Genomic DNA, 11,661 nt, shown 5'->3' with positions numbered 1-11,661 from the left:
GGATCACCATAAGTGTAATGTGACACTATTTATATTTACTAATAGTGTCACGCATTCTATTCTGACGCCAGTATCAAAATGGGTCAGAACAGGCATCGGGTATGAGTGTGAAAAGTATGAGTGAAAGTATAGATGGCGCAGGATCTGCAGATGATCCGACAGCTATTGATAGTATTAGAAAAGACGTTGTCCGTGGGTTGAAAGACGGTTTTCCCGTTTTACTTGGCGTGATTCCTTTTGCTCTGGTTTTGGGGGCCCAGGCCAGCCATAAAGGACTCAATGGTTTAGCTGTTCCGCTAATGACGGGATTAAATTTCGCTGGTGGATCTGAATTTGCAGCAATACAAATCTGGACTTCACCTCCCCATATTTTTCTTATTATGGCAGTTACATTCCTGGTTAATAGCAGACATATTCTGATGGGGGCAACTCTTGTTCCGCTGTTGATGCGTTTTTCTAAGCGTAAAGTTTTACCTGCACTTTTTTTTATGACTGATGAAAGTTGGGCGTTAAGTTATAGTGATGCATATAAAAGAAGCATTAATAATGTTCCTCATTTTAGTATGCCTTATTATTTAGCCGCTTCTTTTTCTTTTTATATTATGTGGGTAGGTTGTACCACGTTAGGCGCGTTAATCGGCCCTGTGCTTGGCGATGTTCATCACTACGGTTTTGATATGGCTTTTCCCGCTGTATTCCTTGTGCTTGTCAGGGGCATGTGGAGCGGTTTTCGCAAAGCGATACCGTGGTTTGCCAGCCTGATTGTTGCGGTTGCGGTTTATCATTATGTCCCCGGTGTTTGGTATGTCATGGCAGGTCCGTTGGTGGGATTAGTGGTTGCATGGTTGCAGGGGGATAAATAATGCCAGACCAGCAAACGCTGTTCGCCATCCTCCTGATGGCTCTGACCACCTATGCGACACGTATTGCGTCGTACATGATATTGCGCAACCGGGTGTTATCTCCCAGATCGATGGCCGTTCTTAAATCATCGCCAGGATGCGTCATGCTGGCATTTATCGCACCTTATTTTGCGTCCGGAAACCCTGCCGATCTTATCGCATTAGGTTTAACACTGATCGCCGCATTACGTTTTCCTATGCCTGTCACCGTTGCTATTGGTGTGCTGACCACTGCTATCCTGCGTCATTATCTCGGCTGAGAATATTGGATTATTTACAGAAGTAAATGTCTGACCATGGAATAGTTTGGTTATTAAATTGAATCACCTCAGAGGCTTTTTATGCTACCAGGCAGGAAAGAGTTTTTAACCGTAGTTATTGTGACAGCATTAATGATGGGAATATTTATATTGAGTACACTTATAGTGTTTATATTTTAATTAAATCAGAGCAGAAGAGCCTTCTGCCAAACCATTAAATTGGGGTAATTTAGCAATTTGACAGAAGGTTAACTGAGAAGGTTACGCAACGTTACGCGTGTGGCCAGCAAGGACGGCCAGCGCGTCGCTATTCTCAATAGTGATATATTTACCTTTCACCGCCAGCATACCGCTTTTCTGGAAGCGACCCAGCAGGCGGCTAATGGTTTCAACCGTCAGGCCGAGGTAATTACCGATATCGCCACGGGTCATTGTCAGACGGAATTCGCGCGGAGAGAAGCCTCGCTGGGCAAAACGGCGGGACAAATTGTAGATAAAGGCCGCCAGGCGCTCTTCAGCATTCTTCTTCGACAACAGCAGGATCATGTCCTGGTCGCCTTTGATTTCGCCACTCATCAGACGCATCATCTGTTGACGCAGGTTCGGCATTTTACCGGACAGGTCATCCAGGGTTTCGAAAGGAATTTCGCATACCATTGACGTTTCCAGCGCCTGGGCAAAGCTTGGGTGGTGACCGCTGCCAATCGCGTCAAAACCAACCAGGTCGCCCGCTAAGTGGAAACCGGTGATTTGCTCATCGCCTTGTTCGGTAATGGTATAGCTTTTTATCGTTCCGGAACGGATAGCATAGAGTGACTTAAGCTCGTCACCTGCTTTAAAGAGCGTCTGCCCCTTTTGGATAGGCTTTTTGCGCTCGATAATGTTATCGAGCTGGTCAAGCTCATGCTCGTTAAGTGTGAACGGGATGCAAAGCTGGCTGATGCTGCAATCCTGGCAATGGATAGCACAACCGCCAGACTGAATGCGCCGTATAATTCGCTTTTCCGGGATCATAGGTCTGCTCAAGCCGTAATTGATATTTGTCAATTTTAACATCTTTTTGGTGAGCACGTAAGCCTGAGCTACTCCCAATAGAGAATAATTCAGGCATAAGCGAGTTGAATGTTTGTATCTATCTGATTAACCGCACTTTATTTGGGGATGCATTGTGTGGAAGTGTGATGAATAAGGCATTAATTGCCTGGATTCTAGAGTAACAGATAGCCTTCATGGCGCAATAACCACTCTTTTCGCTGCACGCCACCCGCATAGCCAGTCATTGTGCCATTCCGTCCAATCACGCGGTGGCACGGGACGACGATGCTGACAGGATTGGAACCATTAGCCGCACCAACGGCTCTGGCGGCACCGGGGCGCCCCAGTTGTTCAGCCAGTTGTCCATAATGCATGACCTGCCCGCAGGGGATAGAACGTAACGCTTTCCAGACCTCGCGTTGGAAAGGGGTTCCCGCTGTTGCGGTTTCAAGCGTATCTATAATGCTGAGATTTCCCGCAAAATACTCTGCCAGCTTATCGCTTAGCCCTCCGGGGTTTTTGGCAGCAATACACTGATAACCCTCGGAACGATAATGAATATCGAGTAATTGCTCCATACGATCGCGATGTTGATCCCATTCAACCGCACGCAGGCGAAATTGCTCATCACAAATTACCCACAACGGGCCTAGGGGTGTTGCAATGATGTCTTCAAGTAAGTTCAGCATCCGTTTTTCTCATTACAGGCGGGGTTACACATTATCATGTCAGTGATAGTCGTTTCTATACCCCCAAAAACGGATCTTAACTTGTGGAGGTAAAGGAATGTCGAACGGTGCGTTATTGGAAATAACCGTAAACCGTTGTCGGTATAATAGTGCGCGGTTATGATAATGACCGTCGTAAAATCGCTGGAGGATGAAACATGAACCATGATGATGCATCGCTGTTTCTTGACGCCATGGGGGATGTTCAACCACTGAAGGGATGCGCCGATGTTCACTGGCAGCCAACGCGTAATCTTCGCGCTCCGGCACGTATTGATACGCTGCAGCTGGATAACTTTCTCTCGACAGGTTTTCTGGATATCGTCCCGCTGAGCGTTCCGCTGGAGTTTCGTCGTGAAGGGTTACAGCATGGCGTGACTGACAAGCTGCGCACCGGGAAATATCCGCAACAAGCAAGCCTTAATCTTGTGCGACAGCCCGTTGAAACCTGCCGCCAGATGCTATTTAGCTTTATTTTACAGGCGCAGCAGGATGGGTTGCGCAACGTCCTGGTGATTCACGGTAAGGGGCGTGATGATAACTCCCATGCCAACATCGTTCGTAGCTACGTCGCGCGTTGGTTAACGGAGTTTGATGATGTGCAGGCTTTCTGCACCGCACTGCCGCATCATGGCGGCAGCGGGGCATGTTATGTGGCGTTACGTAAAACGGCGCTGGCGAAACAGGAGAACTGGGAACGCCACGCTAAACGTAGTCGCTAGACAGGGTAGTCATCAGGCAGCCAGCACTCTGTTTCTGCCTTCATTTTTGGCTTTGTACAATGCGTCGTCCACGCGTTTAAATAACTCATCAATACTTTCATTGGCTTCGTGTCGCGCCACACCAATACTGACAGTAAAGCGGGGAAGGCCAGGGAGGCTTACCTTGGCTACCGTCGCGCGTATTACTTCAGCGAGATTAAGTGCTGCATCTAAAGACGTGCGTGGCAAAAGCAGTACAAACTCTTCTCCCCCCCAACGAAAAACCAGATCGTCTTTTCTTGCACAGGATTCCAGGGTGCGTGCCAACGCGCAAAGTACATCATCCCCTTTTAAATGCCCGAAAAGATCGTTGATGCTTTTAAACCGGTCGGTGTCGATTAGCAGCAAACTGTAATCCTGCGTTAACGATGTTGTGTGTGTCTGCGCTGGCTCAGTTATCTGATAAAAATGCCGCCGGTTGAGTAATCCGGTTAACGCGTCATGCAAGGCGGCGCGTTCCAGTTCCAGTTCCAGACGTTTTTGCTCGGTAATATCGTGAACAATGCACAGCATCAGCTTATTGCCGTAGATTTCGATAGGACCGGCATAGGTTTGTACGTGACGGGTGCTTCCATCGGCAAGTCTGTGGACAAAATGTAAGGGCTTATGGCCACCAGGAAGATGCGCAATTTTATGCATTATCGGCAATATATGGCGCCCCAGCATATTGATTTCCCAGGTATGCTTCTGACACATCACGTCATGATCATAGCCATAGAAATTCAGGGCACTGAGATTTGCATCCACAATCAATCCGTCGCGTGACGGATCAATAAGCAACATGGGTGCTGAGTTAGTCTGGAAAAAACGGGCATAGAATCCTTGTTTTTTCCGCTGATAGGTGGCAGAGCGGCTGGCTTTCAGACCTTGCGCTGTCGGTGTTTCAATGCCTTCATAGAGGATAACATCACCTATATCCTGAAGCGTCCTGATGGACAAACGACAGGCCAGCGCGATTTCCTCGCTTTCGCGGTAAACCGTGAGGATCTCCACAATGTCATGATGATTTCGCAAATCACTAAGATACATAGGTAAATCATTTTGTGCGTGCGTGGAGAATGTGCCTTTTCTGAGAGGGGGGAAACACGGGGCCTGCATCAGTTCCCGTGCAACGGTATTGGCGAACACCAGTTCTTCGGTATGTGGCGAAACGATCCAGACCGGAATGGTTAATAAATCCAGTGAATGCAGCTCGTTTATGCTCATCGATAATCCCGTTATCTTCATATGCTGTGTTGCCGGTTTATTGGCGAATTTTTTTAATTATGCAATCTCACAATGTTATTGATTGTCGGTGAGACAAGGGTTGTACCGTTGGTTTTACTTTTGTGGCGTTTTCAGTTTGTATCAAGTCATAGATTTTATGTGCTGGCAGCGGTTTCGCATACAGGAAGCCTTGCAGCACACCGCAGCCCATCTGGGTTAACAGCGTTTCCTGCTCCTGGGTCTCTATACCCTCTGCCACAACGCGCATATTCATAGAGTGCGCTATGTCTATAATAGTAGACACGATTTTTGTATTTTTGCTGTTCTCACTAATATCTTTGACAAATATTCTGTCGATTTTTAATTCTCGTGCCGGAAGTGATTTCAGCATCAATATATTTGAATAACCGGTGCCAAAATCATCAATAGAAACGGTGATCCCCAAATCGGCAAACGCGTTCAGGACTTCTACGCTGCGTTTTAAATTTTTAAGTGCCGTACTTTCAGTCAGTTCCAGCGTGAGATTTGCTGGTGAAAGCTGATATTGTGCCAGGGCGTTGCAGACTATATCGACAATATCAGGTTGTTCAAACTGGGCTGGTGACAGATTAACGGCAAGGGTCCACTCCGTGTGGCCTTGTGACTTCCATTGATATAACTGACTGCATGCCTGCTGGAGAACCCAGGTGCCGACAGGAATAATCAGGCCTGTTTCTTCAAGTGCGGGCAGGAATTCAGCCGGCAGCAGAATGCCGCGTTCAGGATGGTGCCAGCGTAACAACGCCTCAAAACCCGTCAGAGAGCGATCCCCGGCGGTGTATTTAGGTTGATACCATAATTCAAATTGATTCCGCTCAAGCGCTTGCGACAGTTCCTGCAAGAACGTTGGCGGCGTATCGGCGATAGCCTCCATCTCTGGGGTATAAATCGCCCAGCCGTTTCTGCCAGCCTGTTTGACATGATACATCGCAGTATCGGCTTTAACTTTTAGCTCATGTAACGTTGAGCCGTGTTCGGGATAAAGACTGCTTCCCGCGCTTAACGAAACGCGAATGGTATGTCCAAACAGTGTAAAAGGTTCTTTGACGGCGCTGGCAATACGGGTCATCAGCACTGAAATTGCTTCCCGGTTGCTGTTTGGCACCAGCAGGATAAATTCATCACCACCCAGCCTCGCCAGCGTCATGGTGTCCTCAAGGCAGTTGTATATGCGTTGTGTGCTGGAGATAAGCAACTGATCGCCAATGTGATGGCCCCAGGTGTCGTTTACGATTTTGAATCGATCAAGGTCGATAAAGACCAGGGCGAAGTGTTGTTGATGCAGTTTGGAATGACGCAGGCAGGTCTGTAAGCAGACGTCTATTTGCGTTCGATTGGCAAGGCCGGTCAGCGCATCGAAGTGGACCTGGTGCTCAAGCTGGCAGTTCAGTTGATGCAGATTATCGGCCAGTCTTGAGGTGCGTAGCTGAGAATCCACCATCGAAATGACCAGCATAATACCCAGAATCACCAGCGTGACGGCGCAGACCCAGATAGAGAGTTCCAGCGTGCTCAGTCCATCATGCGCAGTGTGGCCGAAATGCGTGAAGGTGGCCGCCCCCATCCCGGTGTAATGCATTGAGGCGATCGCCAGCGCCATTACCAGAGCGGCAATAAGTCGGTTTATTAATGCGCGTCGGGTATTTTGCCGCAAATGAAAAGCTAACCACAGGCCGATCCCTGACGCGATAATGGCAATGACCACGGAAAGCAAAATAAGTGAGAACTGCCAGCGGATAGCAACATGTTCAACGATAGCGACCATGCCAACGTAGTGCATGGTCACAACACCGGTGCTTAATAGGCTTGTTGCAACAATAAGCCGCCTGGTCGAAAGCGTTTGACCTGATATCGCAATATTGATGGCAAGCGTCGCGGAAATGAGTGCGATCAAAAAAGAAAATGCCGTGAGTGAAAAGTGATAATTAATTGGCATACTCATTTTCATGGCCAGCATGCCAATAAAATGCATCGACCAGATCCCCATCCCCAGCGTTGCCCCGCCAGATAAACGCCAGAAAGTCGATTCCCGACGACTAGAGATCGCCACTTTCCCTGCGCTATCGAGGGCAATAAACGAAGCAATGAATGCGACAACAAAGGAAATCCCAATCAGTACAGGGTCCCATGACACGTGCAACATCTTACTACCCATCGATAAAAAAACGTGATGATAAATCTAGCAGATTCTGTCCAGTTAACCTGGTAAAACCAGGCGCGTTCTTAGTTTCCTGTCAGCAGTATTAGTCTGAGCCGCTATAACGGTGGAGTATGTGATGTTTGCTTATGAAAACATTCACCGAGTTTATGATTTGGCGTATTTTTGTTCGCATTGTGCACTGGGTGACAATAGTCTGGCAACTGGCGTGAACGCCAGCTTATGCGGGATAAATAACCAGACTAATGTAAACTGGTGGTGTGATAGTGTGCTTTAAGTGAAAAGGCGGCATGCTCTCATTGAAAGTGGAACTTTCGGTATCGCGGAATGGCAATCTGCATTGCAGGTGCTATAAAAAATAATACTCCGCGTTATTCTTTGGCAGGCAGGATTAAAATGTTAAATAATATAAGCGTCAGGACGTTTATTACTTTATTTCTGGTATGTACCGTAGTGGCCCTCAATATCGTAGAGGTAATATTATCTGCAGGGTTTAATGTCATTATTGGCACTGATGTGGTTTGTACTATTTCACTATTATATTTATGGTGGTATATGACAAAATATCTCGTCGTGCCGATTAATACGGTAAAAGAAAGCATTGAAGAGGTGACTGCAGGGAATCTGGCAATGAGTATTCCTGAGTTCGGTAATAATTGTGCTGGCAGACTTATTCCGGGAATTAACAGTCTGGCGAGTAATATTTCCACGTTAGTCAGTGAGATCAGATCCTCTTCGCGGACCGTGATGACGCTTTCTGAACAACTCGCGGAGCGTAGCGCTGAACTGTCAGTAAAAACGGAACAGCAGTCTGGCGCGTTAATGCAAACAGCTGCGAATATGGATGAGATAGCGGTTAGTACGCGCAATAATGCAGACAATACGCACATGGCGAGCGCCCAGGCAAATATTGCGACACAATCTGCTCGCCAGGGGGGCGATTTAATGGTGCAGGTCGCCACCAATATGCGCTCGATCACCGACTGCGCTCAGCAGATGACTGAAATTATCGCGTTAATAGATGGTATTGCATTCCAGACGAATATTCTGGCATTGAATGCGGCGGTTGAGGCGGCGAGGGCTGGTGAACATGGCAAAGGTTTTTCTGTCGTTGCAGGTGAAGTGAGAATATTGGCACATCGTAGCGCAGAAGCGGCAAAAAGTATTAAACGGCTTATCGATGAAACGCATCACAATGTCCAGCAGGGTGCGGCGGTTGTACGTGAAGCCGAAAAAAACATGCAGGATATTGTGGGTGGTGCAGGGCAATTAAATCAGCTGATGGCGGAGATATTAACAACCACACGGGAACAGGAAAACGGGATCACCAGAATTACCCAGGCTCTTGCCGAACTGGAAAACGTGACGCAAAGTAATGTCAGCATGGTCGATGAGTTATCTGATTCGTCCGGTATCCTGAAAAGTCAGGTGAATGATCTTCTGTCACGTACACATAAATTTCGCTTAAGTAAAAATATATCTGTCGAAACAACCACGATCTTGCATCGAGATTCTCCTGTCTCCGGACTACATCAACGGGTTAAATGCAGTTCTTCATATTAAGATTCAACATCTGCTCGCCACAGCGCCGAACCCGTCGGCGCTTTTTATTTTCTTGAACACTTTTATGAATCATTTCAGCATAATGGGACAATGCGATATTGCTTAACATATACTGAAGACTAGACTAACGAAAAGTTTGAATGTTTATGGAGGCGCTGTGGAAGCCATTAAGGGAACCGAAGTTAATGTGCCGGATGCCGTGTTTGCCTGGCTGCTGGATGGTCGCGGTGGCGTGAAACCGCTGGAAGACAACGATGTTATCGACAGTGCGCATCCGTGCTGGCTGCATCTTAATTACACCCATTCTGATAGCGCGCAATGGCTGGCGACAACGCCTCTGCTTCCTAATAATGTGCGTGATGCACTGGCGGGAGAAAGTACTCGCCCGCGCGTAAGCCGGGTCGGGGAAGGGACGCTGATTACGTTACGCTGTATTAATGGCAGCACCGACGAACGCCCTGACCAGCTTGTCGCCATGCGCTTATATATGGATGAACGCCTGATTGTCTCAACACGTCAGCGTAAAGTGCTGGCACTGGATGATGTGGTAAGTGACTTGCAGGAAGGGACGGGACCGTCTGACTGTGGTAGCTGGCTTGTGGATGTTTGTGATGCCTTAACCGATCATGCCAGTGAGTTTATCGAACAATTGCATGACAAAATTATCGATCTGGAAGACAACCTGCTGGATCAGCAGATCCCGCCTCGCGGTTTTCTGGCATTGCTGCGCAAACAACTGATAGTCATGCGGCGCTATATGGCCCCTCAGCGCGATGTTTATGCGCGCCTGGCCAGTGAACGTTTACCGTGGATGACTGACGATCACCGACGTCGGATGCAGGATATCGCCGACAGATTGGGAAGAGGGTTGGATGAGATCGACGCATGCATCGCCCGGACCGGCATTATGGCGGATGAAATTGCTCAGGTTATGCAGGAATCTCTGGCGCGAAGAACCTATACCATGTCGTTGATGGCAATGGTTTTTCTGCCCAGCACATTTTTAACCGGACTGTTTGGCGTCAATCTCGGGGGGATTCCCGGTGGCGGCTGGCAGTTTGGTTTTTCGCTATTCTGTATACTGTTAGTTGTCCTGATTGGTGGTGTTACTTTATGGTTGCATCGTAGTAAATGGTTGTAACAACTACGTTTTTTATTGACTTTCGTGAGTGAAAACGGCGAAGTTTTTGAGCGAGGTCAATAAACCATCTACCTATTCGGGGCAATATCTCTCTCGCAGGTGAATGCAACGTCAAGCGATGGGCGTTGCGCTCCATATTGTCTTACTTCCTTTTTTGAATTACTGCATAGCACAATTGATTCGTACGACGCCGACTTAGATTAGTCGGCTTTTTTTTGCCTGTAGGAAACCAGCGTCTACCCTAAAAGGGTCAGCCTGACTCACTGGAGGGTAATATGACCTGCTTATTCGCCCCGTTGCAGTTGCAACGTCCCCATTCCGATACTGTTCCCACCGACCCGGTTCCGATTCCCGACTCCATACCTCGTCCGCAACCTATGCCGGACCCGTCACCGGATGAAGAGCCGATTAAATTGTCGCATCACGGGCGCAGATCTGCGAGGATACGCGCCTGCTGAATGTGAGTTTTTACCGCGAGATTAAATTGTGACCGCTTTTTCAACCCTGAATGTTTTGCCTGCCGCCCAACTCGAGAATCTTAATGAGCTGGGTTATCTTGAAATGACGCCTGTTCAGGCCGCTGCGTTGCCGGCAATCCTGGCAGGAAAAGATGTTCGTGTGCAGGCAAAAACCGGCAGTGGCAAAACGGCCGCGTTTGGTCTTGGCCTGTTACAACACATTGATGCTGCGCTGTTTCAGACTCAGTCGCTGGTGCTGTGCCCAACCCGCGAACTGGCTGACCAGGTCGCCGGTGAATTGCGTCGTTTGGCGCGTTTTCTGCCAAATACCAAAATTTTGACGCTGTGCGGTGGCCAGCCCTTTGGCGCACAGCGTGATTCTCTGCAACATGCCCCACATATTATTGTTGCCACGCCGGGACGTTTACTCGACCACCTGCAAAAAGGCACCGTCTCCCTTGATGCGTTGAATACGCTGGTGATGGATGAAGCCGACCGCATGCTGGATATGGGATTTAGTGATGCAATTGATGACGTAATCCGCTTTGCACCAGCGTCCCGTCAGACATTGCTGTTTTCCGCAACCTGGCCGGAAGCAATTGCCGCGATCAGTGGTCGCGTGCAAAACAATCCGTTAACGATTGAGATTGATACAGTCGATGCGTTGCCAGCGATTGAACAACAATTCTTTGAAATCTCCTCACACGGCAAAATTCCGCTGTTGCAAAAATTACTTAGCCAGCATCAGCCGGCATCATGTGTGGTTTTCTGTAACACCAAAAAAGATTGTCAGGCTGTTTGTGATGCACTGAACGCAGCCGGGCAAAGCGCATTATCGCTTCATGGCGATCTTGAGCAACGCGATCGGGACCAGACGCTCGTGCGTTTTGCCAACGGCAGTGCCCGTGTTCTGGTTGCCACCGATGTGGCGGCGCGTGGCCTGGATATTAAATCGCTCGAGCTGGTGGTTAACTTTGAACTGGCATGGGATCCGGAAGTTCATGTACACCGTATTGGACGTACTGCCCGTGCGGGTAACAGTGGCCTGGCGATTAGCTTCTGTGCGCCGGAAGAAGCGCAACGTGCCAATATTTTGTCCGAGATGCTGCAACTGAAGCTGAACTGGCTACCCGCACCGGGTAATGGTTCAATTCTGCCGCTGGAGGCTGAGATGGCGACACTGTGCATCGATGGCGGTAAAAAAGCTAAAATGCGGCCTGGTGATGTATTAGGGGCGTTGACCGGAGATATTGGTCTGGACGGGGCAGATATCGGCAAGATTGCCGTTCATCCGGCGCATGTCTACGTGGCCGTTCGCCAGTCTGTGGCACATAAAGCGTGGAAGCAACTGCAGAACGGTAAGATCAAAGGTAAGAACTGCCGGGTTCGTTTATTAAAATAAATGCCCGT

At 48.5% G+C, this 11,661-nt stretch carries 10 protein-coding genes and 1 pseudogene; 7 read left to right on the top strand and 4 right to left on the bottom strand.

Annotated elements, in window-relative coordinates:
* Positions 1 to 101: 101 nt before the first annotated feature.
* On the top strand, positions 102 to 863 hold the full coding sequence (locus FDX24_RS03670) for an AzlC family ABC transporter permease (RefSeq protein ID WP_172742926.1): 762 nt from the start codon (positions 102 to 104) through the stop codon (positions 861 to 863).
* On the top strand, positions 863 to 1,162 hold the full coding sequence (locus FDX24_RS03665) for an AzlD family protein (RefSeq protein WP_115643352.1): 300 nt from the start codon (positions 863 to 865) through the stop codon (positions 1,160 to 1,162). Before FDX24_RS03670 ends, FDX24_RS03665 begins: the two co-directional genes overlap by 1 nt.
* A gap of 261 nt (positions 1,163 to 1,423) precedes the next feature.
* Here the strand turns inward: FDX24_RS03665 and fnr are convergent, their stop codons facing one another.
* Positions 1,424 to 2,176 (bottom strand): fumarate/nitrate reduction transcriptional regulator Fnr, encoded by a 753-nt coding sequence (gene fnr / locus FDX24_RS03660; protein WP_003020397.1) that lies wholly within the window; start codon positions 2,174 to 2,176, stop codon positions 1,424 to 1,426.
* A 194-nt stretch (positions 2,177 to 2,370) separates the two neighbouring features.
* The gene (gene ogt / locus FDX24_RS03655) at positions 2,371 to 2,886 is read right to left on the bottom strand and encodes a methylated-DNA--[protein]-cysteine S-methyltransferase (protein WP_137363853.1); all 516 of its coding nucleotides are present in this window, start codon (positions 2,884 to 2,886) and stop codon (positions 2,371 to 2,373) included.
* A gap of 197 nt (positions 2,887 to 3,083) precedes the next feature.
* On the opposite strand from ogt, the gene smrA reads away from it, so the two are divergent.
* Positions 3,084 to 3,647, top strand: a complete 564-nt coding sequence (smrA, locus tag FDX24_RS03650) for a DNA endonuclease SmrA (protein WP_048211543.1) — start codon at positions 3,084 to 3,086, stop codon at positions 3,645 to 3,647.
* Between the two features lie 12 nt (positions 3,648 to 3,659).
* On the opposite strand, the gene FDX24_RS03645 is transcribed toward smrA, so the two are convergent.
* Positions 3,660 to 4,892: a sensor domain-containing diguanylate cyclase gene (locus FDX24_RS03645; protein ID WP_048211544.1), complete on the bottom strand. Its 1,233-nt coding sequence runs from the start codon at positions 4,890 to 4,892 to the stop codon at positions 3,660 to 3,662.
* A gap of 67 nt (positions 4,893 to 4,959) precedes the next feature.
* Positions 4,960 to 7,074, bottom strand: coding sequence for a bifunctional diguanylate cyclase/phosphodiesterase (locus FDX24_RS03640; RefSeq protein ID WP_137363852.1), 2,115 nt, complete (start codon positions 7,072 to 7,074; stop codon positions 4,960 to 4,962).
* A gap of 411 nt (positions 7,075 to 7,485) precedes the next feature.
* Between FDX24_RS03640 and FDX24_RS03635 the strand changes: the two genes are divergently transcribed.
* The 4 genes and pseudogenes from FDX24_RS03635 (at position 7,486) to dbpA (ending at position 11,653) form a co-directional block, all read left to right on the top strand.
* A complete protein-coding gene (locus FDX24_RS03635) occupies positions 7,486 to 8,652 on the top strand; it encodes a methyl-accepting chemotaxis protein (RefSeq protein WP_249932624.1) in 1,167 nt (388 codons plus the stop codon).
* Positions 8,653 to 8,809: 157 nt separating this feature from the next.
* Positions 8,810 to 9,793 carry a zinc transporter ZntB gene (gene zntB / locus FDX24_RS03630; RefSeq protein WP_061067982.1) on the top strand — a complete coding sequence of 328 codons (984 nt, stop codon included), beginning with the start codon at positions 8,810 to 8,812 and terminating at the stop codon, positions 9,791 to 9,793.
* 329 nt (positions 9,794 to 10,122) lie between these two features.
* Positions 10,123 to 10,251, top strand: a pseudogene (locus FDX24_RS23800) (hypothetical protein); the annotation flags it as partial.
* Positions 10,252 to 10,279: 28 nt separating this feature from the next.
* On the top strand, positions 10,280 to 11,653 hold the full coding sequence (dbpA, locus tag FDX24_RS03620) for an ATP-dependent RNA helicase DbpA (RefSeq protein WP_061067981.1): 1,374 nt from the start codon (positions 10,280 to 10,282) through the stop codon (positions 11,651 to 11,653).
* Positions 11,654 to 11,661: the final 8 nt, after the last annotated feature.

The organism is Citrobacter sp. wls716, assembly GCF_005280975.1.
GTDB classification, from domain to species: domain Bacteria; phylum Pseudomonadota; class Gammaproteobacteria; order Enterobacterales; family Enterobacteriaceae; genus Citrobacter; species Citrobacter youngae.
Note: the sequence above shows the minus strand (reverse complement) of the source record. Positions and strands in the feature narration are given on the sequence as shown.

What these genes read in the sequence shown, in the direction of transcription:
- FDX24_RS03635 (WP_249932624.1), top strand. Translation starts at nt 7,486, where the DNA reads ATGTTAAATAATATAAGCGTCAGGACGTTTATTACTTTATTTCTGGTA.
- ogt (WP_137363853.1), bottom strand. Translation starts at nt 2,886, where the DNA reads ATGCTGAACTTACTTGAAGACATCATTGCAACACCCCTAGGCCCGTTG.
- fnr (WP_003020397.1), bottom strand. Translation starts at nt 2,176, where the DNA reads ATGATCCCGGAAAAGCGAATTATACGGCGCATTCAGTCTGGCGGTTGT.
- FDX24_RS03665 (WP_115643352.1), top strand. Translation starts at nt 863, where the DNA reads ATGCCAGACCAGCAAACGCTGTTCGCCATCCTCCTGATGGCTCTGACC.
- smrA (WP_048211543.1), top strand. Translation starts at nt 3,084, where the DNA reads ATGAACCATGATGATGCATCGCTGTTTCTTGACGCCATGGGGGATGTT.
- FDX24_RS03640 (WP_137363852.1), bottom strand. Translation starts at nt 7,074, where the DNA reads ATGTTGCACGTGTCATGGGACCCTGTACTGATTGGGATTTCCTTTGTT.
- FDX24_RS03670 (WP_172742926.1), top strand. Translation starts at nt 102, where the DNA reads ATGAGTGTGAAAAGTATGAGTGAAAGTATAGATGGCGCAGGATCTGCA.
- FDX24_RS03645 (WP_048211544.1), bottom strand. Translation starts at nt 4,892, where the DNA reads ATGAGCATAAACGAGCTGCATTCACTGGATTTATTAACCATTCCGGTC.